General features: G+C 57.7%; 24 protein-coding genes. 12 read left to right on the forward strand and 12 right to left on the reverse strand.

All coding sequences use genetic code 11. The features are described 5' to 3' along the window. Positions 1-2: 2 nt before the first annotated feature. From ACSQ87_RS25815 to colR, 4 genes are all read right to left on the reverse strand, one after another. The gene (locus ACSQ87_RS25815; RefSeq protein ID WP_436274663.1) at positions 3-716 is read right to left on the reverse strand and encodes a lipopolysaccharide kinase InaA family protein; all 714 of its coding nucleotides are present in this window, start codon (positions 714-716) and stop codon (positions 3-5) included. 4 nt (positions 717-720) lie between these two features. Next, positions 721-1,389, reverse strand: coding sequence for a class I SAM-dependent methyltransferase (locus tag ACSQ87_RS25820; RefSeq protein ID WP_223430254.1), 669 nt, complete (start codon positions 1,387-1,389; stop codon positions 721-723). Positions 1,390-1,551: 162 nt separating this feature from the next. Further along, complete coding sequence (locus tag ACSQ87_RS25825) at positions 1,552-2,829, reverse strand: sensor histidine kinase (protein ID WP_436274664.1); 1,278 nt, start codon at positions 2,827-2,829, stop codon at positions 1,552-1,554. Then, complete coding sequence (gene colR, locus ACSQ87_RS25830) at positions 2,819-3,502, reverse strand: two-component system response regulator ColR (RefSeq protein WP_008155536.1); 684 nt, start codon at positions 3,500-3,502, stop codon at positions 2,819-2,821. Before colR ends, ACSQ87_RS25825 begins: the two co-directional genes overlap by 11 nt. 204 nt (positions 3,503-3,706) lie before the next feature. Between colR and ACSQ87_RS25835 the strand changes: the two genes are divergently transcribed. Together ACSQ87_RS25835 and ACSQ87_RS25840 are read left to right on the forward strand one after the other, a co-directional pair. Next, the gene (locus ACSQ87_RS25835) at positions 3,707-5,656 is read left to right on the forward strand and encodes an LTA synthase family protein (RefSeq protein ID WP_436274665.1); all 1,950 of its coding nucleotides are present in this window, start codon (positions 3,707-3,709) and stop codon (positions 5,654-5,656) included. 54 nt (positions 5,657-5,710) lie between these two features. Then, complete coding sequence (locus tag ACSQ87_RS25840) at positions 5,711-6,454, forward strand: phosphatase PAP2 family protein (protein WP_436274666.1); 744 nt, start codon at positions 5,711-5,713, stop codon at positions 6,452-6,454. Positions 6,455-6,647: 193 nt separating this feature from the next. Here ACSQ87_RS25840 and groL read toward each other — a convergent pair whose 3' ends face one another. The 4 genes from groL to ACSQ87_RS25860 form a co-directional block, all read right to left on the reverse strand. Next, a complete protein-coding gene (gene groL, locus ACSQ87_RS25845; RefSeq protein ID WP_008155543.1) occupies positions 6,648-8,291 on the reverse strand; it encodes a chaperonin GroEL in 1,644 nt (547 codons plus the stop codon). 49 nt (positions 8,292-8,340) lie between these two features. Then, the gene (locus tag ACSQ87_RS25850; protein ID WP_047532658.1) at positions 8,341-8,634 is read right to left on the reverse strand and encodes a co-chaperone GroES; all 294 of its coding nucleotides are present in this window, start codon (positions 8,632-8,634) and stop codon (positions 8,341-8,343) included. Positions 8,635-8,881: 247 nt separating this feature from the next. Then, positions 8,882-9,358 (reverse strand): FxsA family protein, encoded by a 477-nt coding sequence (locus ACSQ87_RS25855; RefSeq protein ID WP_017340554.1) that lies wholly within the window; start codon positions 9,356-9,358, stop codon positions 8,882-8,884. A gap of 66 nt (positions 9,359-9,424) precedes the next feature. Beyond that, positions 9,425-10,156, reverse strand: coding sequence for a HugZ family protein (locus tag ACSQ87_RS25860; RefSeq protein ID WP_223430250.1), 732 nt, complete (start codon positions 10,154-10,156; stop codon positions 9,425-9,427). Between the two features lie 170 nt (positions 10,157-10,326). On the opposite strand from ACSQ87_RS25860, the gene ACSQ87_RS25865 reads away from it, so the two are divergent. Continuing rightward, positions 10,327-11,085: an SDR family oxidoreductase gene (locus ACSQ87_RS25865; protein ID WP_223430249.1), complete on the forward strand. Its 759-nt coding sequence runs from the start codon at positions 10,327-10,329 to the stop codon at positions 11,083-11,085. A 111-nt stretch (positions 11,086-11,196) separates the two neighbouring features. Here the strand turns inward: ACSQ87_RS25865 and apbC are convergent, their stop codons facing one another. After that, positions 11,197-12,291 carry an iron-sulfur cluster carrier protein ApbC gene (apbC, locus tag ACSQ87_RS25870; RefSeq protein ID WP_223430248.1) on the reverse strand — a complete coding sequence of 365 codons (1,095 nt, stop codon included), beginning with the start codon at positions 12,289-12,291 and terminating at the stop codon, positions 11,197-11,199. A 195-nt stretch (positions 12,292-12,486) separates the two neighbouring features. Between apbC and metG the strand changes: the two genes are divergently transcribed. The 8 genes from metG to ACSQ87_RS25910 all read left to right on the forward strand — a co-directional run bounded on the left by metG (position 12,487) and on the right by ACSQ87_RS25910 (position 19,374). Next, on the forward strand, positions 12,487-14,538 hold the full coding sequence (gene metG, locus ACSQ87_RS25875; protein ID WP_436274667.1) for a methionine--tRNA ligase: 2,052 nt from the start codon (positions 12,487-12,489) through the stop codon (positions 14,536-14,538). 142 nt (positions 14,539-14,680) lie between these two features. Continuing rightward, complete coding sequence (locus tag ACSQ87_RS25880) at positions 14,681-15,250, forward strand: electron transport complex protein RnfA (protein WP_223430247.1); 570 nt, start codon at positions 14,681-14,683, stop codon at positions 15,248-15,250. After that, the gene (gene rsxB / locus ACSQ87_RS25885; protein WP_436274668.1) at positions 15,247-16,257 is read left to right on the forward strand and encodes an electron transport complex subunit RsxB; all 1,011 of its coding nucleotides are present in this window, start codon (positions 15,247-15,249) and stop codon (positions 16,255-16,257) included. Before ACSQ87_RS25880 ends, rsxB begins: the two co-directional genes overlap by 4 nt. Continuing rightward, the gene (locus ACSQ87_RS25890) at positions 16,244-17,236 is read left to right on the forward strand and encodes an RnfABCDGE type electron transport complex subunit D (RefSeq protein ID WP_223430245.1); all 993 of its coding nucleotides are present in this window, start codon (positions 16,244-16,246) and stop codon (positions 17,234-17,236) included. The genes rsxB and ACSQ87_RS25890 overlap by 14 nt, the downstream gene beginning before the upstream one ends. Beyond that, positions 17,233-17,844 (forward strand): RnfABCDGE type electron transport complex subunit G, encoded by a 612-nt coding sequence (locus ACSQ87_RS25895; protein WP_436274669.1) that lies wholly within the window; start codon positions 17,233-17,235, stop codon positions 17,842-17,844. Before ACSQ87_RS25890 ends, ACSQ87_RS25895 begins: the two co-directional genes overlap by 4 nt. Then, positions 17,837-18,424, forward strand: a complete 588-nt coding sequence (locus ACSQ87_RS25900; protein ID WP_436274670.1) for an Rnf-Nqr domain containing protein — start codon at positions 17,837-17,839, stop codon at positions 18,422-18,424. The genes ACSQ87_RS25895 and ACSQ87_RS25900 overlap by 8 nt, the downstream gene beginning before the upstream one ends. Positions 18,425-18,449: 25 nt before the next feature. Further along, on the forward strand, positions 18,450-19,088 hold the full coding sequence (nth, locus tag ACSQ87_RS25905; RefSeq protein ID WP_436274671.1) for an endonuclease III: 639 nt from the start codon (positions 18,450-18,452) through the stop codon (positions 19,086-19,088). 106 nt (positions 19,089-19,194) lie between these two features. Beyond that, a complete protein-coding gene (locus ACSQ87_RS25910; protein WP_007898493.1) occupies positions 19,195-19,374 on the forward strand; it encodes a PA3496 family putative envelope integrity protein in 180 nt (59 codons plus the stop codon). Positions 19,375-19,463: 89 nt separating this feature from the next. Here ACSQ87_RS25910 and ACSQ87_RS25915 read toward each other — a convergent pair whose 3' ends face one another. Continuing rightward, a complete protein-coding gene (locus tag ACSQ87_RS25915; RefSeq protein WP_008155570.1) occupies positions 19,464-20,090 on the reverse strand; it encodes a response regulator transcription factor in 627 nt (208 codons plus the stop codon). A 580-nt stretch (positions 20,091-20,670) separates the two neighbouring features. Between ACSQ87_RS25915 and ACSQ87_RS25920 the strand changes: the two genes are divergently transcribed. Beyond that, positions 20,671-21,303 carry a hypothetical protein gene (locus ACSQ87_RS25920; protein ID WP_223430242.1) on the forward strand — a complete coding sequence of 211 codons (633 nt, stop codon included), beginning with the start codon at positions 20,671-20,673 and terminating at the stop codon, positions 21,301-21,303. A gap of 170 nt (positions 21,304-21,473) precedes the next feature. On the opposite strand, the gene ACSQ87_RS25925 is transcribed toward ACSQ87_RS25920, so the two are convergent. After that, positions 21,474-22,691, reverse strand: a complete 1,218-nt coding sequence (locus ACSQ87_RS25925) for an argininosuccinate synthase (protein ID WP_150658606.1) — start codon at positions 22,689-22,691, stop codon at positions 21,474-21,476. 129 nt (positions 22,692-22,820) lie between these two features. Next, positions 22,821-23,729, reverse strand: a complete 909-nt coding sequence (locus ACSQ87_RS25930) for a flagellar protein MotY (RefSeq protein ID WP_436274672.1) — start codon at positions 23,727-23,729, stop codon at positions 22,821-22,823. Between the last annotated feature and the right edge of the window lie 32 nt (positions 23,730-23,761).

A 23,761-nucleotide genomic window follows, 5' to 3' on the forward strand; every position in this document is an offset into this window, starting at 1 on the left:
TGCTATAAACCCTTGATAGCGCTGCCAAACGCCGTCTCATAAAAATAGACGAGTTTTTGCCAGTCCGTCGTGCTGAACGACGAGTGGCGACGCAGTTGCTTCATGTCATGAATCGCCGCTTGCCGTGCGGTCAAACGCTGCCGACATTTCTCCAGATCGATCAAGGCCACTTCAACTTTGGCAGCCTCGCCTTCATCGGTGACGCGTACGAATACGTGCTTGGCATAAAGGCAGCTGTGCTGCCAGCGGCCCTTGTGCATCCGGGCCAGGTTGTCGGCCAGTTCCTTCAACACTCGATCATGCACGGCCTCACCGTGACGCTCACGACCGCCGCCAGCGTACCAGTGTTCGATTTCCTCGAAGCCGTCCAGCGCCTTGGTGATCAGCAATGCGCGCCATTTATGCACCGGATCGCGCTGTGCACCGCAGAAAACGATTTCTGGAACGCAAACGTTGAGCAGGTTCAGGCCGATGAGCGCATCGCGCTCGCGCAATACCGTCGGCCGACCGAACGGGTGCAGCAAGCTGCGATGGATATGCCCGGATTGACGTTTAACGTACAGCAGCTGTCCATTGCCGCTCACGACGCGCTGCACACCGCTTTCTCCACCGCGACGGGCGTTGGGTTCTTCTACCCATTCACCGCGCTGATTCCAAAAATAATCGAAGCGGTCCTGAGGAGCGACTTCCGTTTCTGCTGCACATTGCACTGCCATTCTGTTACCTCTTGCGTAATACGTAGACCCGCCACATGGCATAGAGCGGTAAAAAGTCCAGTTGTTCCTGGATACGAAAACCCGCCTGCTCAAATTCCTTTTCAACCGTAGCAGCCGGTAACACAAATCGATTTTGGTAACCTTCCTGCTCACGGGTTTTCTCGGCGCGTTTGCGTTTCCACGCCTTGAAATTGCCGTCCACCCACAGAGAAAGGATCACGCTATCACGCGTTACTCGCTCGAATTCACGCAAAATAGCCAGTCGATGCTCGGCTTCACCGATGTGATGGAGCAAACGCATGCAAAAAATGCTGTCGACGGCGTTATCAGGCAAGGCGATGTCGAATGCAGAAGTGTGCAAGGGTTGTACCCGTTTCACCACCTCGGCAGGTTGCGCCTGCATGGCAATCTTCAGCATGGATTCAGAGTTGTCGGCCCCGATGATCGCACGATTGGTTTTTTCCGCCAGCAATGGCCAGAAACGTCCAGCACCACAGGGCAAATCGAGGATCAGCCCCGGCTCACCGGCCAGTGACAACGCCTTGCGCGCCAGTTGCTCGTCACGCCAGTGAGACAGGCGGCGGCCAAGGCCATCCTGGTGTTTGCGCAGGTATCGTTGAGCGTGTTGATCGTCGTATTTTTCGGAAAAATCAAGTTTGATCGGGCCGTCCATTATCAATGGTCTCCTGAGCTGCTGATGGCCCCCAAGATAGGTAGCGCCGTGTCAGCGTCAGGTCATGCCCTTGTGAAAAAAATGTAATGTAAAAGCCCGAATCATTTCGAGGATTTACAGACGAAAACGATTGCACCGGGTTACTGCGCTTCAATCAGGCGATCAGTTACTCGATGACAACTCCACCTGAAAACGACAACCGTTGGGCTCCATATTCGTCAGGCTGACGCTCCAACCCTGGTTTTCACAGATTCGTTGCACCAGCGACAGCCCCAGTCCCAGGCCTTCGCCGCGTTTCTCGCTGCCACGCACGAAGGGCTCGAACATCGCCTCGCGTTTTTCCTCGGGAATGCCCACGCCGCTGTCTTCGACGATGAAACCGGTGGCCGTCAGCGTCAGGCGAATAAAGCCGCGCTCGGTGTAATGCAGCGCATTACGCAGCAGGTTGCCCATGACCGCGTGCATAAGGGTTGCGTTGTAGCAAGTGTCGGCCGGATTGCCCGGTTCAAAGATCAGCGCCAGCCCCTTGGACTCGATCGGCTCGCGCCACAGATTGAGCAGTCCATCGGCGACCTGGTTCAGGGTCTGCTGGGGCGACATGCTGGCGTCTTCACGTTGTGCGCGGGCCAACATCAGAAAGGTTTGCACCAGCTCGCGCATTTCTTCACAGGCGCGGGCGATTCGCTCGACCTGAGCACGTCCACGCTGATCGATACCGGGGTTTTCCAGCAGCAGCTCGCAGGAACTGGCCAGCACCATCAATGGCGTGCGCAGCTCATGGCTGACGTCGCTGGTGAACAACCGTTCGCGGGTCAACGCCTGGCGCAAGCGCCCGAGGGTGGCGTCGAAGGCCACGGCCAATTCGCCCACCTCATCGGCCGCGTAATCCGGCGCCAGCGGTGGCGCCATACCTAACAATTGATCACGGTGACGGACCTGTCGGGCCAGTCGCACCACGGGCGCCATCACTTTGCGCGCCAGTACCCAGCCGAGAAACACCGCCAATGCCAGACTCAGAACGAAGCCCACCAGCACTACGGCAAACAGCACCCGTTCACGCTCTTCGAAATCGCTCTGATCCTGCAACAGCACATAACGCCGGCCGTCGACGACTTCGACCATCGCGTGATACGACAGATGTTCGCGAAACACTTCGTGAAAACCCGACTCCAGATGGCGTAAATCCTTGGGCAACTGAAAATCGCCCGGCCCGCCACTGAAATAGAACAGCTGATCCGGCTCGGGACGATGGCTCCAGTCCGTGACACTGTCCATCAGCAACAGCCGTTGTAAATCGCCCCCCAGACCTGCCGAAATCAGTTTTTCTTCCACCAGGTGCACGGTCGCCACAATACCCATGGCAAAGGTTCCCGCGACCAGTGCGCTCATCAGCGCAAAGGCGATGATGATCCGTTGAGCAAGGCTCTGTTTAAACTCCATCTCGGCCCTCGGCCAAGCGATAACCCACACCGTGCACGGTTTGCAGCAACGGTTTGGCGAACGGCTTGTCGATCACCTGGCGCAATTGATGGACGTGGCTGCGCAGGCTGTCGCTGTCCGGGCAGTCGTCACCCCACAGAGCCTCTTCGAGAATTTCCCGGCGCAGCACATGCGGACTTTTCTGCATCAGCACGGCCAGCAACTTCAGGCCCACCGGGTTGAGTTTGAGCAGACGACCTTCGCGGGTGACTTCCAGGGTATCGAGGTCGTAGTTCAGATCGCCGACTTGCAATGTGCGGCGACCGCCACCCTGGGTGCGACGCATGACCGCCTCGATGCGCGCCGCCAATTCAGACAGGGCAAAGGGTTTGATCAGGTAATCATCGGCGCCGGATTTGAAACCTTGCAGCCGGTCGTCCAATTGATCGCGAGCGGTGAGCATGATCACCGGCGTGTCGCGGCGCGCGTCTTCGCGTAGGCGTTTGCACAGGGTGTAACCGTCGATGCCAGGCAACATGATGTCGAGCACGATCAAGTCGTAATGCTCAGTAGCCGCCAGGTGCAAGCCTGACAAACCGTCCTGCGCGCAATCCACGGTATAACCCTTGAGCCCCAGGTAATCGGCCAGATTGGCCAGGATATCGCGGTTGTCTTCAACCAATAGAATTCGCATGGGTATCTCCTGCGTACACAGTAACGGCCGTCTTGGCCCGCGCAGCTTAAGGCCAAGTGTGACTCAGGGCTAGGGTTACGGTGCCTGGAATCAATCCGCTCAACCAAATGATAGAGTTAACACGTTTTTCACTATCGATTCACAAGCCGACTACAGGGGTGGGGCGAGAATCCCACGCAATTGTTGTTAAGGAATGTACAAACAATGGACCTCTTCAAGACCGCGCCAATGCGCTTTCTCCTGCTCGTGACCGGCACATGGCTGGTCATTTTCTTGCTGACCCGCACGGTGTTGCTGCTCACCCATCTGGACGAGGCCGGTAGCGGATTTCTGTCGGTGTTTGGCATCGGCCTGCTTTACGACCTGGGCTTCATTGCCTACGCAGCGCTGCCGATGGGCCTCTACTTGCTGCTCTGCCCACCGGCCTTGTGGCGCCGCCGCGGCCATCGCTGGTTCCTTCAGGGGCTGCTGACCGTCAGCCTGTTCGCCATGCTGTTCACTTCCGTGGCCGAATGGCTGTTCTGGGATGAGTTTGGTGTGCGATTCAATTTCATCGCCGTCGATTACCTGGTGTACTCCGACGAAGTGTTGAACAACCTGTTGGAGTCTTATCCGATCGGTACGCTGCTGAGCATCCTTGCCGTGTTGGCCGTCACCCTGAGCTTTGCGTTGCGCAAACCTTTCAATGCCGCGCTGGACGCACCGTTGCCGCCATTGCGCGGGCGCCTGCTGAATGCGCTGGGCCTGTTGATTGTCGCAGGCCTGAGCTTGCAACTGCTCAGCCAGGATTCGCCGCGCACCCAGGGCGGTAATGCCTATCAGAACGAACTGTCGAGCAATGGGCCCTATCAGTTCTTCGCTGCATTCCGTAACAACGAACTGGATTACCCGCAGTTCTACAGCAGCCTGCCGCCGGCAATCGTTGCTCAGCAGATTCGTGCCGAATTGAGCGAACCCAACGCACGTTTCATCGGCGAGGATCCGCAGGACATTCGCCGGATGATCGACAACCCGGGCACTGCGCGCAAACCCAACATTGTGCTGGTGACGATTGAAAGCTTCAGCGCCAAGTACATGGGCAGTAACGGTGACAACCGCAACCTGACACCCAACCTCGATGCCTTGCGCAAGCAGAGTCTGTATTTCAACAACTTCTATGCCACCGGCACCCGCACCGATCGCGGCCTTGAGGCCATTACCCTGGCGATCCCGCCAACCCCGGGGCGTTCGATCGTCAAGCGTGTGGGCCGTGAAAGCGGTTTCGCCAGCCTCGGCCAGCAACTCAGCGCCGTGGGTTACGACAGCGTATTCGTCTATGGCGGACGCGGTTACTTCGACAATATGAACGCGTTCTTCAGTGGCAACGGTTACCGTGTGGTGGACCAGAGCAGCGTCGATGAATCAGAGATCCATTTCAAAAATGCCTGGGGCATGGCTGACGAAGACCTGTACAGGCAGACCCTCAAACTGGCCGACGCTGACTATGCGAAACAGCAGCCGTTTCTGCTGCAACTGATGACCACCTCCAATCATCGTCCTTATACCTACCCGGACAACCGGATCGACATCAAATCCGGCAACGGTCGCGACGGCGCGGTGAAGTACACCGACTATGCCATTGGTCAGTTCCTCGATCAGGCGCGCCAGAAGCCGTGGTTTGACAATACAATCTTCGTCTTCGTCGCCGACCACACGGCTGGCAGCGCCGGCATGGAAGACTTGCCGATCAAAAACTATCAGATTCCGCTGTTCATCTATGCACCGAAGCTGATCCACGCACGGGAAACCGCGCAGCTTGCCAGCCAGATCGACCTGGCGCCGACCTTGCTGGGGTTGCTGAATCTGGATTATCAATCGACTTTCTTCGGCCGTAACCTGCTGCAGGACAATCCACTGCCGCCCCGCGTGGTCGTTGGCAATTACCAGCATCTGGGCTTGTTCGACGGCAAGGATTTGGCGATCCTGAGCCCTCGCCAAGGGCTGCGCCGTCATGATGAAGCACTGACCGAGAGCCGCGAGTCCCGGGCCACCGCCAGCGACCCATTGATTGCCCGCGCTATCACCTATTACCAAACCGCCAGTTATGGCTTCAAGCAACAGCTGCTTGGCTGGAGGGCGCCCATGGAGGGCACCGACCAGGTCAGCGAACGTTAATCGAATCGCCCCGGGCTGATGCCCCGGGGCTTTTTCCTTAGTTCAGGATCCACCATGTCATCAACTGCTGTCCGTCCCGCCTCCCTCCCGCTGAATTTCTGGGTATGCCTGGGCGTTCCCGCCATCGCGGCGATCATTCTGGTGCTGCTCGAACTGACGTCCCTGGACATGGACCTTGCCAAGCTGTTCTATGACCCGGTCACGGGGGATTTCATCGGGCGGCACAGTTACTTCCTGGAAGACATCCTGCATGACCGCGCCAAGCAAGTGGTCATCGCCTTCTCGGTGTTGGCCATCTTTGGTTTCATCGCCTCCTTTTTCATGGACAGTCTCAAACCGATCAAACGGGAACTGGGCTGTCTGGTGCTGTCTCTGGCGCTGGCGACCTCCTTTGTCACGCCAGTCAAAGCGGTGACGGCCGTTCAATGCCCGTGGAGCCTTGAGCAGTTCGGTGGTCACGAAACCTATAGCGAACTGCTCAGCCCTCGCCCGCACACCGATAAACCGGGCCGTTGCTGGCCCGGCGGTCATGCGGCAACCGGTTTCACGCTGTTTGCGCTGTTCTTTGTCCTGCGTGACCGTCGTCCGCGTCTGGCGCGCAAGGCGTTTGTGTTCGCTTTCGCGCTGGGCACGGTGTTTTCCATCAGCCGGATGATGCAGGGCGCACACTTCTTTTCGCACAACGTGTGGACGGCGATTTTCTGCTGGCTGATTTGTCTGGGGGCGTATTACTACATCCTTTATCGCCCGGCTTCCAAGGCTGAGCGAGCGACCAAGGCGAACCCGGTCAGCGCCTGAAACACAGTTCAAATGTGGGAGCGGGCTTGCTCGCGAAAGCGGTGTTTCATTCAACACATAAGTTGACTGATCTACCGCCTTCGCGAGCAAGCCCGCTCCCACATTTGACTGATGTGACTATCAAAACTCCGGGCAATAAAAAACCCCGCCTGCTTATCGCAGGCGGGGTTTTTTCGTACGGGGTAAGGCTGGCTTACATCATGCCGCCCATGCCGCCCATACCGCCCATGTCTGGCATGCCGCCGCCAGCTGGACCGTCTTCCTTGATCTCAGCGATCATGGCTTCGGTGGTGATCATCAGGCTGGCAATCGACGAAGCCGCTTGCAGAGCCGAACGAGTCACTTTAGCCGGGTCCAGGATACCCATTTCGATCATGTCACCGTATTCGCCGGTAGCAGCGTTGTAACCGTAGTTACCCGAACCCTGCTTGACCTTGTCGACGACTACGCTTGGCTCGTCGCCGGAGTTGGCAACGATCTGACGCAGTGGCGCTTCAACAGCGCGACGCAGCAACTGGATGCCAACATTCTGGTCATCGTTGTCGCCTTTCAGCTCGGAGATTGCCTGCAGAGCGCGAACCAGTGCTACGCCGCCGCCAGGTACCACGCCTTCTTCAACGGCTGCACGGGTAGCGTGCAGGGCGTCTTCAACGCGGGCTTTCTTCTCTTTCATTTCAACTTCGGAACCAGCGCCAACCTTGATCACTGCAACGCCGCCGGACAGCTTGGCCAGACGCTCTTGCAGTTTTTCACGGTCGTAGTCGGACGAAGTGTCGGCCACTTGCTGACGGATCTGCAGAACGCGAGCCTGGATGTCAGCCTCAACGCCGGCACCGTCGATCACGGTGGTGTTTTCTTTGGACAGGATCACGCGCTTGGCATTACCCAGGTGTTCCAGGGTAGTGCTTTCCAGGCTCAGACCGATCTCTTCGGAGATAACGGTACCGCCAGTCAGAACAGCGATGTCCTGCAGCATGGCCTTGCGACGGTCGCCGAAGCCTGGAGCCTTGACGGCTGCGACTTTAACGATGCCACGCATGTTGTTCACAACCAGAGTCGCCAGGGCTTCGCCTTCAACGTCTTCGGCCACGATCAGCAGTGGACGGCCGGCTTTGGCAACGGCTTCCAGTACTGGCAGCATTTCGCGGATGTTCGAGATCTTTTTGTCGACCAGCAGGATCAGCGGACCGTCCAGCTCGGCAGTCATGGTCTCTGGCTTGTTGACGAAGTACGGGGACAGGTAGCCACGGTCGAACTGCATGCCTTCAACAACCGACAGTTCGTTTTCCAGGCCCGAGCCTTCTTCAACGGTGATCACGCCTTCTTTACCGACTTTTTCCATGGCTTCGGCAATGATGTCGCCGATGGAGCTGTCGGAGTTGGCCGAGATGGTGCCGACCTGAGCGATGGCCTTGGTGTCAGCGCAAGGCTTGGACAGGGCTTTCAGCTCTTTGACGATAGCGATGGTCGCTTTGTCGATGCCGCGCTTCAGGTCCATCGGGTTCATGCCGGCAGCGACGGCTTTCAGGCCTTCGTTGACGATCGATTGAGCCAGAACGGTAGCGGTGGTGGTGCCGTCGCCTGCGTCATCGTTGGCACGGGAGGCAACGTCTTTGACCAGCTGCGCGCCCATGTTTTCGAAGCGATCTTTCAGCTCGATTTCTTTGGCAACGGACACGCCGTCCTTGGTGATGGTCGGAGCGCCGAAGCTCTTCTCGATGATCACGTTACGGCCTTTAGGGCCCAGGGTCGCTTTTACTGCGTCAGCCAGGACGTTGACACCGGCGAGCATTTTCTTACGGGCGGAATCGCCGAATTTAACTTCTTTAGCAGCCATGATCGATATTCCTTAAATACTTTGTAGTAGCGGGAAAATGAGCGGGGAATCAGCCTTCGATAACAGCGAGGATTTCGTTCTCGCTCATTACCAACAGGTCTTCGCCGTCGACTTTCACGGTGTTGCTGCCGGAGTACGGGCCGAACACAACCTTGTCACCCACTTTAACGGCCAGTGCACGCACTTCACCGTTGTCCAGCACGCGGCCGGTACCGACAGCGAGGATCTCGCCGCTGTTGGCTTTTTCAGCAGCCGAACCTGGCAGGACGATACCGCCAGCGGTTTTCTTTTCTTCTTCGCTGCGACGGATGACGACGCGGTCATGCAGAGGACGAAGCTTCATTGTCGATCTCTCCTAATTGTGGTTTTCATCGGCCGGTGTATTCCCGGCGGGTTTAACAAATCCGGCGGTGCCGGGTGCGGTTCGTCGAGCGAACCGCGGAAGTCTGTCTGGCGTAATCGCCAGAAACCTTGCGGTGACCGTTACATAAGGGCGCATAAGCTTATTACAAGGGCGGGGATCGAAATTTTTTACATTGACGCCCCGAAAACGAACACGGCACCCGAAGGTGCCGTGCAGGTGAAACGATTTACTTGGAGTCGCGGTGTTCGAACTCGCCTTCGATCACATTGGGCTCACGCCCCAGCGGCTGCTGCGGAGCAGGACCGCCACGTGGTTGCAGGTCGTCGGCGAACGCACGCTGACGGATCGCCGCTTCTTCGGCACGCTGGCGCATTTTATTGGCCAACAGTCGACGAGAGATCGGCAGCAACATGATCAGACCCAGCACGTCAGTGACGAAGCCCGGCAGGATCAACAGACCACCCGCCAGCGCCAGCATCAAGCCTTCGAGCATGGTCTGGGCCGGCAACTCGCCCCGGTTCAGGCTTTCACGAGCACGCAATGCGGTTGCCAGACCAGCGATACGCAGCACGAACACGCCGAGCATCGAGCCGAGAATGACCAGCAGCAGGGCCGGGAAAAACCCGATCGCCCCGCTGACCTTGACGAATACGAACAGCTCCAACACCGGGAACAGTACAAAGAGCAATAAAAAAGGGCGCATCAAATGGTTCCTCAACGCAAGAATGCCTTGCCAGTCTTCCCTAGATGACGTCGCCGATTCGTGAATTCAAGCGTCGGCCACTTCATTTTTCGGCCAATGTTCGGCGTGAGCCAGGAAAACCAAGGCTTCGCGCACTTGTGTCGGCGTATTACACGGCGCTTGAAACGGCAACCAATAGAGCCCCTGACCAATGCGCAGGTGCATGCCTTCGGTGTCGATACCCGCCAGTTGTGCCGGTTCGGTTTTCGGCAGGCCCGCCAGCTCGACGTAGTGGGCGATGGCTTTGGCGTGATCGGCATTCATGTGCTCGACCATGCTCGCTTCGGCCTTGCCGGCAAACGGGTTGGCCAGCGTTAACTGATCGACCCAGTGAATCGCACCGAAGCCGCCGATGTAACGGTGACGTACCGGTTTGAGCACCCAGAAATCGAAATCGTGGGCCTTGTGGTAGCTCTGCGAATCCGGGAAATAGCGGTAGTAACGCTCAGCCGCCGCTTCGATGGCGGTGTCGTCCTCGAGCTTTTCCGCTTCGGCGAGGTAGGTCAGGCGACCAACGGCTTGTACGTCTTCGGCCCCGCGCTCACCCACAAACAGTGAGCATTTTGGATCCTTCTGCAGGTTATGCGTGTGCTGGGCGATGCGGCTGATAAGGATCAGCGGCCGGCCCTGCTCATCCAGACAGTACGGAACCACGGAGCCAAACGGGAAACCGGGCATCGCCTTGGAGTGTGTCGAGAGTACTCCACGGTATTCCTTGAGAAGCAATTCTCGGGCATTCTTGGCCGCTTCAACGCTCAATTTATGACTCCTTATATAGAATCCGTCGAAAAAACGGACAGGCGCCTGGGGATAAGTTCCAGTACGCCATCGGGGCAGTTCTCATGTGCAGCCAGGCCGCATCAGGTGCAGATCGAGAGGCTACTCTCTGAAAGGAAATCACTCCTCTGATCTGCTATTGGGGCATGCGAATGAAACTCACTGACAAAGTAATCATTATCACCGGCGGTTGCCAGGGTTTAGGCCGTTCCATGGCTGAGTATTTCGCCGGTAAAGGCGCGAAGCTGGCGCTGGTGGACCTGAACCAGGAAAAGCTCGACGACACCGTCGCCGCTTGCACGGCTAAAGGCGTCGAGGCTCGCGCTTATCTGTGCAATGTCGCCAATGAAGAGCAAGTGACGCACATGGTCGCCCAGGTGGCCGAAGACTTCGGCGCGATCCATGGCCTGATCAACAACGCGGGGATCCTGCGCGATGGCTTGCTGATCAAGGTCAAGGACGGCGAGATGACCAAGATGAGCCTGGCCCAGTGGCAGTCGGTCATCGACGTCAACCTGACCGGCGTATTCCTGTGCACCCGTGAAGTCGCGGCCAAAATGATCGAGCTGAACAACAGCGGCGCGATCATTAATATCTCGTCGATCTCCCGTGCCGGCAACGCCGGCCAGACCAACTACTCCGCCGCCAAGGCCGGTGTCGCCGCGGCGACCGTGACCTGGGCCAAGGAATTGGCACGCTACGGTATTCGTGTGGCAGCCATTGCACCGGGCTTTATCGAAACCGAAATGACGCTGAGCATGAAGCCTGAGGCGCTGGAGAAGATAACGTCCGCGATTCCACTCAAGCGCATGGGCACGCCTGAAGAGATCGCCCATTCAGCGGTCTACATTTTCGAAAACGACTACTACAACGGGCGGATTATCGAGTTGGATGGCGGGTTACGGATTTAAAGCAAGATCAAAAGATCGCAGCCTCGCTTCGCTCGACAGCTCCTACATGGATTGGCTTAATACCTGTAGGAGCTGTCGAGCGAAGCGAGGCTGCGATCTTTTTTCAGCGAATCAATCGTCGCTGATCGTGATGTTCGGCATGGCCGGTGTCGCCGCTTCCTGCAACACGATTCGCGCGCCGACATGGCGGGCCAGTTCCTGGTAAACCATCGCAATCGGGCTGTCAGGCTCGGCGATCACCGTTGGCTTGCCGCCGTCGGCCTGTTCGCGGATGGCCATCGCCAGCGGCAACGAAGCCAGCAGCTCGACGCCGTACTGGTTGGCCAGTTTCACACCACCGCCCTCACCGAACAGATGCTCTGCATGCCCGCAGTTGGAGCAGATGTGCACGGCCATGTTTTCCACCACGCCCAGCACCGGGATGTTGACCTTGCGGAACATCTCCACGCCCTTGCGTGCGTCCAGCAATGCCAGATCTTGTGGCGTGGTAACGATCACCGCGCCGGCCACCGGGACTTTCTGCGCCAGAGTCAGCTGGATGTCGCCGGTGCCTGGCGGCATGTCGATGACCAGGTAATCCAGGTCGCCCCAGGCGGTCTGAGTGACGAGTTGCAACAAGGCGCCGGAAACCATCGGTCCGCGCCAGACCATCGGCGTGTTGTCGTCGGTCAGGAACGCCATGGACATGACTTCGACACCATGGGACTCGATCGGAATAAACCACTTCTGATCCTTGACCTTCGGTCGGGTGCCTTCGGGGATGCCGAACATGATGCCCTGGCTCGGTCCGTAAATGTCCGCGTCGAGAATCCCGACCTTGGCACCTTCGCGGGCCAGGGCCAGGGCCAGGTTGGCGGCGGTGGTTGATTTGCCCACACCGCCCTTGCCGGACGCCACGGCCACCACGTTCTTGACGTTGGCCAGCCCCGGGATCTGCGCTTGAGCCTTGTGCGCGGCAATGACACTGGTGATCTCGACGCGGGCGACGGTCACGCCGTCCAGCCCTTCAATGGCCATTTGCAGCAACTGCGCCCAGCCACTCTTGAACAGACCGGCGGCGTAACCCAGCTCCAGCTGGACGCTGACGCGATCACCCTGAATGTCGATGCCGCGTACGCACCCGGCGCTGACCGGGTCCTGGTTCAGGTAAGGGTCGGTGTATTGGCGAAGGACGGCTTCCACCGCTGCGCGATTGACGGCGCTCATGGGCAACTCCGATAGCAAGACTGGAAAATCAGGCGGGTATCGTACCTGTTCTGATCGTTTGGCGGGATGCCGAAGGCTGCGATCTTTTGGCGACACCACCCACTCGATCATCGGAGGAAACAACCTCACGGGGTGAAAAATATGCGCTGGCGCTTTATAGTGGCCGACCTCCGTTTCATCAAGTAGCCGAGCCCCATGTCCGAGCCACGCAAGATCCTCGTCACCAGCGCCCTGCCCTATGCCAATGGTTCGATCCATCTTGGCCACATGCTGGAATACATCCAGACCGATATGTGGGTGCGCTTCCAGAAGCACCGCGGCAATCAATGCATTTATGTCTGCGCCGACGACGCCCACGGTTCGGCCATCATGCTGCGCGCGGAAAAGGAAGGCATCACCCCGGAACAACTGATCGCCAACGTCCAGGCTGAACACAGCGCCGACTTTGCCGAGTTCCTGGTGGACTTCGACAACTTCCACTCCACTCACGCCGAAGAAAACCGTGAGCTGTCGAGCCAGATCTACCTGAAGCTGCGCGACGCCGGGCATATCGCCCAGCGTTCGATCACTCAGTACTTCGACCCGGAAAAGAAAATGTTCCTGGCCGACCGCTTCATCAAGGGCACCTGCCCGAAATGCGGCACCGAAGACCAGTACGGCGACAACTGCGAAAAATGCGGTGCGACTTACGCGCCAACCGACCTGAAGGATCCGAAGTCGGCGATCTCTGGCGCCACTCCGGTGCTCAAGGATTCCCAGCACTTCTTCTTCAAGCTGCCGGACTTCCAGGAAATGCTGCAAGCCTGGACCCGAAGCGGCACCCTGCAAGAGGCCGTGGCGAACAAGATCGCCGAATGGCTGGACGCCGGCCTGCAACAGTGGGACATCTCCCGCGATGCGCCGTACTTCGGTTTCGAAATCCCTGACGAGCCGGGCAAATACTTCTATGTCTGGCTGGACGCACCGATCGGCTACATGGCCAGCTTCAAGAACCTCTGCGACCGCACGCCTACACTTGATTTCGACGCGTTCTGGGGCAAGGATTCCACCGCCGAGCTGTACCATTTCATCGGCAAGGACATCGTCAACTTCCACGCCCTGTTCTGGCCAGCCATGCTCGAAGGCGCCGGTTTCCGTAAACCGACCGGTATCAACGTGCACGGCTACCTGACCGTCAACGGTCAGAAAATGTCCAAATCCCGCGGCACCTTCATCAAGGCCCGGACCTATCTCGACCACCTGTCGCCGGAATACCTGCGCTACTACTACGCGGCGAAGCTGAGCCGCGGCGTCGACGACCTCGACCTGAACCTCGAAGACTTCGTGCAGAAGGTCAACTCGGACCTGGTCGGCAAAGTCGTCAACATCGCCAGCCGTTGCGCCGGTTTCATCCACAAAGGCAACGCCGGTGTGCTGGTGGCAGGTAATGCCGCGCCGGAACTGACCGAAGCGTTCCTGACCGCAGCGCCGAGCATCGCCGAAGCCTACGAGGCTCGCGACTTCGCCCGAGCCATGCGCGAGATCATGGGGCTGGCCGACCGTGCCAACGCCTGGATCGCCGACAAGGCGCCGTGGTCGCTGAACAAACAGGAAGGCAAGCAGGACGAAGTCCAGGCCATCTGCGCCCTGGGTGTGAACCTGTTCCGCCAGCTGGTGATCTTCCTCAAGCCGGTGCTGCCGCTGCTGGCCGCCGACGCCGAGGCGTTCCTGAACGTCGCGCCGCTGACCTGGAACGACCACGCCACCTTGCTCAGCAACCATCAGTTGAACGAGTTCAAACCGTTGATGACCCGTATCGACCCGGTAAAAGTGCAAGCCATGAGCGACGCCTCGAAAGAAGACCTGACCGCCAGCGCTACCGACACTGGCAACGTTGCGCCTGCCGGCAATGGCGAACTGGCCAAAGATCCGCTGTCGCCAGAAATCGAGTTCGATGCCTTTGCCGCTGTCGACCTGCGCGTCGCCCTGATTCTCAAGGCCGAACACGTGGAAGGTGCCGACAAACTGCTGCGCCTGACCCTGGACATCGGTGACGAGCAACGCAACGTGTTCTCCGGGATCAAGAGCGCTTATCCGGATCCGTCCAAGCTCAATGGTCGTCTGACCATGATGATCGCCAACCTCAAGCCACGGAAAATGAAGTTCGGCATCTCCGAAGGCATGGTGATGGCGGCCGGCCCTGGCGGTGAAGAAATCTACCTGCTCAGCCCTGACAGCGGCGCCAAACCAGGTCAGCGCATCAAGTAAGGCTCTGCTGTAAACCGATCCCACAGTCGTACCTGCTGCGACTGTGGGATTTTCATGTCTGGCCCACCCTCCGTCCTTGCCGGATAATGCCTAAGCTTTTTAGACCGCTCCGTTAAAAAGCCCCGTTCTTGCCGGCACGATCATGACCGAAATTATTCTTACGCTTATCAGCACTGCCCTGATCAACAACCTCGTGTTGCACTGGCCGCTGGGCGTCGATCCGCTGCTGGGCAACGAGCATCGGCAAGTCCACGCACTGGGCCTTGCGACAATGTGTTTGATGCTGATCGTCGGCACGGTGGGCTACTCGGCGTACCGTTGGTTGCTGGTCCCAATGGAGCTGACGTCGCTACGCCTTTTCGTCTTCCTGCCATTAAGCGTTCTGCTGATTGGCCCGCTGCTGAAAGTGCTATCCCGGTTACTTCCAAAGCTTGCGTTCGATGGCCTCTGGCCCCTGCTGCTGGGCAATGCTGGCGTACTCGGCCTGACGCTGCTCAACGCTCAGGACGACAAAGGCTTCTTCCACGCCATGGCCCTGAGCCTGGGTGCCGGCCTGGGTTTCTGGTTGGTACTGAGTCTGTTCAGCGACTTGCGCCAACGCACACTCGAAAATGATATCCCCCTGCCCTTTCGCGGCCTGCCGATCGACCTGATCGGCGCCGGACTGATTGCAGTGGCCTTTCTCGGATTCAGTGGACTGATCAAAACATGAGTCTGATTCAACGCATCGACGCCCTCTTGCCGCAGACCCAATGCGGTAAGTGCGGCCATCCCGGATGCAAGCCGTACGCCGAAGGCATTGCCAGTGGCGAACCGATCAACAAGTGCCCGCCGGGCGGCAGCGAGACCATCGCCGCCTTGGCCGAACTGTTGAAAGTGCCGGTGCTGGAACTGGACGTCAGTCGCGGTTCAGCCCCGGCGCAGATCGCCTATATTCGTGAAGCGGAGTGTATTGGTTGCACCAAGTGCATTCAGGCCTGCCCGGTGGATGCCATTGTCGGCGCGGCGAAATTGATGCACACGGTGATCGTCGATGAATGCACCGGGTGCGACCTGTGCGTAGCGCCGTGCCCGGTGGACTGTATCGAAATGCGGCCATTGCCGCTGGCCACGGTGCTGCCGATTGTCGGCGGCCTGGCGTTCAGCCTTGAGGAACAACGCGCTCGGGCGGCCAAGCGCGATCACGCGCGGCGCCGATTCGAACAGCGCAACGCTCGCCTGCGTCGTGAAGAAGAACAGAAAATCGCCGAACGTCAGGCCCGAGCCCAACGCGCCATCCAGCACAGCGAGGTAGCGACGCTCGATCCGGTTCAGGCCGCTCTTGAGCGAGTCCGCGCACAGAATGCAGCGAATGCGGATGCTGCATTGAAAAAGGCCAAGATCGATCTGGCGATGAGTCGGGCGCAACTCAACAAGTCACTCAAGGCGTTCGGGCATCCACCGACCTTCGAACAGCAGTCGCAACTGATCGTCCTGCAACAGCAATTCGAGGTTGCCGAACAGGCGTTGGCGAAACTGGAAAGTACCGCACCGCCAGCCCCGGCGCCTGTCGCTCCGGCGAAAAATGCGCAGCTGAATCGGGCAAAGATCCAGTTGGCCATGCGCCGCGCCGAACTCAAGAAAGCCCAAGCCAGCGAAGCGTCGGCTGAGCAGATCCAAGCCCTGGAACTCGCAGTGAATGAAGCCGAGCGTCAGGTGGATGCCTATGCCGCCCCTTGAGTCGGTCGACGAGCGCCTTCAGCAAGCCATGAAGCTGGTCTTGCTGGCCACCGTGCCGGGAATGCTGGTGTTTTTCTGGCTGTATGGCTGGGGCGTGTTGATCAACCTGATTCTGACGGGTGTTACCGCACTGGCCGTTGAAGCGACCGTGTTGCGCTTGCGCAAGCTTGCGCTCAAGCCGACCCTGAGCGACGGCAGTGCACTGGTCAGCGCGACGCTGTTGACTCTGGCCCTGCCGCCTTACTGCCCGTGGTGGCTGACGGTCTGTGCCGCGGCGTTCGCGATGGTGTTCGGCAAACACCTGTATGGCGGCGTTGCCAAGAACCCGTTCAACCCGGCAATGCTGGGCTTCGCCCTGGTGCTGGTGACCTTTCCCCAACAGATGACCCACTGGCCGTCATCCCATGGGCTGGACCTGATCGGCGGCTTGCAGCAGGTGTTCGGGTTCAGCCTCGGGCAGACGCCAGATGCGTGGGTCCAGGCCACGGCGCTGGACAGCCTGCGGATCAACAAAAGCCTGACCATGGATGAACTGTTTGCCGCTAACCCGGCGTTCGGTCATTTCGGCGGCCGAGGCATGGAATGGGTCAACCTGGCCTTTCTGGCGGGCGGCGCGTTTCTGCTGCAACGACGGGTGTTCAGCTGGCATGCGCCGGTCGGCATGCTCGCCAGCCTGTTCATCATCAGCCTGCTGTGCTGGAACGGCTCGGGCTCCGACTCCCATGGTTCGCCGCTGTTTCATCTGCTCACTGGCGCGAGCATGCTGGGTGCATTCTTCATCGTCACGGAACCGGTGTCCGGCGCAAAAAGCCCCGGCGCGCGACTGCTGTTCGGCGCGGGCGTGGGGCTGCTGACGTACCTGATTCGTACCTGGGGTGGCTATCCGGACGGCGTAGCCTTTGCCGTGCTGTTGATGAACCTCTGTGTGCCGACGCTGGAGCGGTTTGCCGCCTCCAGACTGGAACGGGGTACGCCATGAGCCGAGCGTCGAGCGTTGTGATCCTGGTGTTGCTGGCAGGCCTGGGGATTGGCGCGACTTACCTCGTGCAGCACACCAGCGCGCCGCGCATTGCGGCCGAACAGCGCCTGATCGACAGTCGTAACCTGCTGGACCTGCTCCCCGCTGAAAGCTACGACAATCAGCCGCTGGAACAGCCACTCGCCCTCGGAAACATTGGGTTGGCCAACAGCACGCTGCTAGGTGGCTACCGGGTGACCAAGACAGGCCAGCCCAGCGCTGTGTTGCTGCGCAGCCAGACCCTGGGTTACGAGGGTTCCATCGAATTGCTGATCGCCATCGGCGCAAACGGCAAGGTGCTGGGCGTCAAAACGCTCAAGCAATCGGAAACTCCGGGGCTGGGCGGTCGACTCGCTGACTGGCCCAATGCCTGGCTCCAGGCTTTTTCCGGAAAATCCCGAACCGAACCGGCCGACAATGGCTGGGCCTTGAAAAAGGATCAGGGGCAATTCGATCAAATAGCGGGGGCGACCATTACGTCGAGAGCAGTCATCAACGCCATCCATGACGCGTTGCGCTATTTCGACGAACATCAGCAACAGTTGATCGGGAGCAGCGCACATGAATAAGTCATCGACACTGCAGAATTCGCTGATGCTTGCACCGCTGATTGGTGCCACGGATTCATTGGTGACCGCTGTGGGTTTGTGGCTGATGTTCATCTTGGTGATCAGTGCTTTTGGGGTGAGCATGGGCGCCTTGCGATCCCGGCTGATCCCTGCGACACATCTGCTTGCCTGCGTCCTGCTGGCGGCCACGCTGACCAGCTGCACGGAACTCGCCGCGCAAGTCTGGTCGCTGCAATGGCACCAACATGCAGGGTTCTATGCAGGATTGATTGCCTTGCAATGCGTTGTGCTGGAACACACCGGTTTTTTCCAGAGCGCCAGGCGTGATCGCCTGCGCCTGTGTGGCCTTTTCGGCGCGTTGATGGCGGGCCTTGGCTTGCTACGCGAACTCATCGGCAGCGGGACACTCGGTAGCCATCTGCCATGGCTGGCTGGCACTGCGCAAGCGGACTGGCAAGGCTGGGTACTGACCGCCGACGGTGGGTTGCGCCTGGCCACCCTGGCTCCTGGCGGATTCATTCTGCTGGGACTGCTGATCGCCGCACGTCAGGCCTGGACCCGATCGACGCCCTCTCACTGACCGCCTTCGAGGAAACGCACTGCCCATGAATGCCGCAAAACGTCTGGAAATTTTTCGCCGATTTCACGAAGACAACCCAGAACCGAAGACAGAACTGGCCTACTCCTCGCCGTTCGAATTACTGATCTCCGTGATTCTCTCGGCGCAGTCGACCGATGTCGGTGTCAACAAGGCCACCGCCAAGCTCTACCCGGTGGCCAATACACCGGCGGCGATTTATGCCCTGGGTGTCGAGGGGTTGTCGGAATACATCAAGACCATCGGCCTGTTCAACAGCAAAGCGAAAAACGTGATCGAGACCTGTCGCTTGCTGATGGAGCGTCATAGAGGCGAAGTGCCGCAAACCCGTGAAGAGCTGGAAGCGTTACCCGGCGTCGGCCGCAAGACTGCCAACGTGGTGCTTAATACTGCATTCCGTCAGCTGACCATGGCCGTGGATACTCATATTTTCCGGGTCAGCAATCGTACCGGCATTGCTCCTGGCAAAAATGTGGTCGAGGTTGAGCAAAAACTGATGAAGTTCGTACCGAAGGAATATCTGATGGATTCCCATCACTGGCTGATCCTCCACGGACGCTACGTTTGCCTGGCTCGCAAGCCTCGCTGCGGCAGTTGCCGGATCGAAGACTTGTGCGAATACAAGCAAAAGACATCGGACGATTGAGGCGCTATTAGGTTTTTTGATTTATCGATTGAAAAAATCTTTTTTACCCGCCGGGAGTTTATCGATATAAGGAGCGCCAAAGGCAGCCTTAGCCTGGAGTAACACTATGAGCACTGGCAAAGAGCAATTGGACGTAGAAGACGACTTCACCCCTGTTGAGGCTGATGATGCTGAACCGGTGGTTGAAGTGGCGAAGACCAACCTGAGCAAACGCCGTACCATCGACAATCTGCTGGAGGAGCGCCGACTGCAAAAGCAATTGGCCGATTACGATTTTGATCTATGACACCTAAAAGCCTCCCGAAACGGAGGCTTTTTACTAAGTGCCGACCCCTGATACCCCCGGTCATCGCGCCTCGTCAAACGCTGAGGCAGTCACACCAGACCATTGCGTTGAGCCAATTCGATCAGGTCGACCAGGGAGCGAGCATTGAGCTTCAACAACAGACGAGTCTTGTAAGTACTGACGGTCTTATTGCTGAGGAACATTCCATCGGCGATCTCCTTGTTGGTCTTGCCTCGGGCCAATTGTTGCAAGACCATCATCTCCCGTCCCGACAGTCGATCCACCATATCGGCTTCACTGGCGTTCCCCAAACTGGAACGTACGGTATGCAAGGCCTGATTCGGAAAGTAACTGTAGCCCGACAATACTGCCTTTATTGCACTGAGTAATTCAGTGAGATCCTGTTGCTTGCAGACATACCCTGCGGCACCCGATTGCATACAACGCATGGAAAAATGCCCAGGCGCCTGGGAAGTTAGTATCAGTACTTTCATGGGCATTGCTGTCGATGTCAGACGCGCAATGACTTCCAGGCCATCAAGTTTCGGTATTCCAATATCCAGGATGACAATATCCGGCATATGCTCACGGGCAAGTTGCAACGCATCCACGCCATTATCTGTCTCTGCAATGACTTCGTAGCCATGACGTTCCATTAGCATACGTACCGCAAGACGAATGACAGGGTGATCATCCACGATCAGCACTTTATTCATGGGCAAGTCCAATTTTCGCTGTTCGAATTTTTAGAGCCCGCACGATAGCCTAGTCGTTTCACCCGTGGCATGCCGCCCCCCTCGGCCACCCACACCGAGAGACATTCCCTACAGACATTAAAGAATAGTCTTACAAAATTCCCAAAAATACCGAGAGGGTAAAAATTTTATCAACCTGAAAACATTTCGTTTTTCCGAAGTTTTTTTGTTTCTATTTACAACCAGAAAACCAAAAAACGGAGTTCGTCGCAAGACGATCAAACGAATACTGACTATTGAGCTACCCTTAAAAGTAACTGATATTTACCACTTGAAACGCCACACCACAAATACCGCATATCAAGGATTTAATAAAAAATCACACCAGGCAACACTTCAACAACAAACTCAACCCAACACCGCCTAAAACCCAACAACAGAGGCACCCGCCGCACGTTCAATACCGTTACTATCAAACCTTCGAAATCCAAAACTTAAAAGGAGTACTGCACAAATATAAACACCGACCACTTTGCTATTAAAATCAAAACCAAAAATATAAATCAACCGAGAAAAGACAATATTCCAATGAGCAAAAAACATGACCAAATCAAAGAAAAAAATCATCAACCCCATGACAGTTATTGCAATATTTGCCGCTATTTCTGAAACATCGGCCGCCGTCTCGCTGCCCTTTCTCGACAATAAGGAGCGGGAGCTCTATGTCTGGTTCCTGATCAGCTTCCCTTTTTATTTGCTTTTTCTTTTCTTCGCCACACTCAACTTCAACTACCGGTCGCTGTACGCGCCATCCGATTTCGGCAAGGGAAAGCATTTTATAAAAGTGATGGACAACGCTGAACGCGGTCAGCGGCCAGATAACCTGAAGGACCCTCCCGTTCGGATCGGTATTCAAACGGGCCTCTCGGCGCTACAGCACGTTTGCCTGGCCGAGCAGCTAAAAAACCTGCACATCGTCGATGCGCGGTGGCTAAACAAGAGAATGGAATTCGGTGCATGGATTGAAAAAAACCGGCACCCACAGGGAAGCCCAGCACAAGTGATCGTATTTCTTACCTGTACCGATTCGGAGGCATTACTGAAGGAAAGCGCAAGCAAGCAATCAAAACAGGCAAAGAATCGCAGCGGCCCAACGCTTTGCATTGCTTACAATTTGAATTCACGCGGTCTGACGATTCTTGATCACTCTTTTTACCTGACACGCAGCAGGTAACGCTTGAAGAGCATTCAGAGAGAGGAAACAGAAGGAAGGTATTACAGATACAAAAAGAGCGCTGATAACACGATGTCCGGCAGGAAAACTCCCCCTATTCAGAAATTGTGGCCTTGTCACTGACAAGGCCACAACTCTATTAACGTCGTTCCACTACGGTTTCAAAGATCTCAGAAAAGTTTCCGGCCTTTGTTCGCCGCAATACGCATGCGCAACGCGTTGAGCTTGATGAAGCCCGCCGCGTCGGCCTGGTTGTAGGCGCCGCCATCTTCTTCGAAGGTCGCGATGTTGGCATCGAACAACGATTCGTCGGACTTGCGACCGGTGACGATCACGTTGCCCTTGTACAGCTTCAGGCGCACAACGCCGTTCACGTGGGCCTGAGACGCATCAATCATCTGTTGCAGCATCAGACGCTCAGGGCTCCACCAGTAACCGGTGTAGATCAGGCTGGCGTATTTAGGCATCAGCTCGTCTTTGAGGTGAGCCACTTCGCGGTCCAGGGTGATCGATTCGATCGCACGGTGAGCGCGCAGCATAATGGTGCCGCCAGGGGTTTCGTAGCAGCCGCGGGACTTCATGCCCACGTAACGGTTCTCGACGATGTCGAGACGGCCGATACCGTGTTCGCCGCCGATACGGTTCAGGGTCGCCAGCACGGTGGCCGGGGTCATTTCGACGCCGTCCAGTGCGACGATATCGCCGTTGCGGTAGGTCAGTTCCAGGTATTGCGCTTTGTCAGGAGCCTTCTCCGGGGAGACGGTCCATTTCCACATGTCTTCTTCGTGCTCGGTCCAGGTGTCTTCCAGCACGCCGCCTTCATAGGAGATGTGCAGCAGGTTGGCATCCATCGAGTACGGGGATTTTTTCTTGCCGTGACGCTCGATCGGGATGTTGTGCTTATCAGCATAATCCATCAGCTTTTCACGGGAGAGCAGGTCCCATTCGCGCCACGGAGCAATCACTTTCACGCCTGGCTTCAAGGCGTAGGCGCCCAGTTCGAAACGAACCTGGTCGTTGCCCTTGCCGGTGGCACCGTGGGAAATGGCGTCAGCGCCGGTTTCGTTGGCGATTTCGATCAAGCGCTTGGCGATCAACGGACGAGCGATGGAGGTACCCAGCAGGTACTCGCCTTCGTAAACGGTGTTGGCGCGGAACATCGGGAAAACGAAATCGCGCACGAACTCTTCGCGCAAGTCGTCGATGTAGATCTCTTTCACGCCCATGGCCTGTGCCTTGGCGCGTGCAGGTTCGACCTCTTCGCCCTGACCCAGGTCAGCGGTGAAGGTCACGACTTCACAGTTATAAGTATCCTGCAGCCACTTGAGGATCACCGAAGTGTCCAGGCCGCCGGAATACGCCAGAACGACCTTGTTTACGTCCGCCATGCCATCACTCCACGGGGTTCTACGGAAAGCCGCCAAGTCTACCGCTCATGCAGGATAATTTACAGAGGCGCGACAGCTTATGACGACGAAGCGACAGATTATGTCGAGTGAGCGACGATAACAGCGGCTTCAGGAGGTCGACGCGGCGCTCGCCGATGCAGTGGCCTGAGGGGCCGCCTTTTCGGTGGGCGCAACGCGCGCGAGGTGCACATTGACCCGACGGTTCTTCGCCCGGTTGGCGGAATTGGTATTGGGCGCCAATGGATAACGCTCGCCGTGAAAGCGCACGGTGATCTGTGATTCCTGAACGCCGTTGGCCTTGAAGAACTCCATGACGGCCAGGGCCCGACGCCGCGACAGGTCACGATTGGTCAGGCGGTTGCCACTGTTGTCGGAGTGGCCATCGAGTTTGATGTGGTTGACCGTCGGGTCGGCCTTCATGAACTCCAGCATCACTTGCAATTGAGCCTTGGCCTGCGCGTCGAGATCGAGGCCTTCGCCGGGGAAGCCGATCTGCGATTGTTTAACCTGCTCGAAATTCTTCGGCAGCAACTTCGCCACACAGCCCTGATAATCGTTGAACGCCTTGCTGAACTTGACTGGCAACAGACGCACTTCCGACACCCGGCCATCGCCCGAGTAATGCCGAACGACCGGACTGCGACCATCCATCAGGCCACTGATCAAGCGGCCGGCCTGAACTTGCGAACTGTTGAACAACACATTGCCGCTGCCTATACGCACAGAGCCGAGGTTGATGTCGCCACGCCCCGGCTGCCAGGGCGCTGCGGCCGCCAACAAGGTCGCCGAACCGCCGCCGATCATCGAGTTATAGGCCTTCAGACGAAACGTCGCTTGCTCGCCAGCGCGACGCACGAACTCACCCGAACCGAAATCGGTGATCGGCTGAGTCAGGCGGCACTCGAACTTGTCCCCTTCGACCGTCCACTCGATGCTCTCCAGACGGGTCTGGAAAGTGAGCGCCATCGCAGGAAGGCTGGCAAACACGCTGAGCAAGGCTAAATAACGCTGGCGCACGGGAGGCTCCACTGGCTTCTACAACAAAAAGA

The sequence above is a fragment of the Pseudomonas sp. LjRoot277 genome, from assembly GCF_964253845.1.
Classification (GTDB): Bacteria; Pseudomonadota; Gammaproteobacteria; order Pseudomonadales; family Pseudomonadaceae; genus Aquipseudomonas.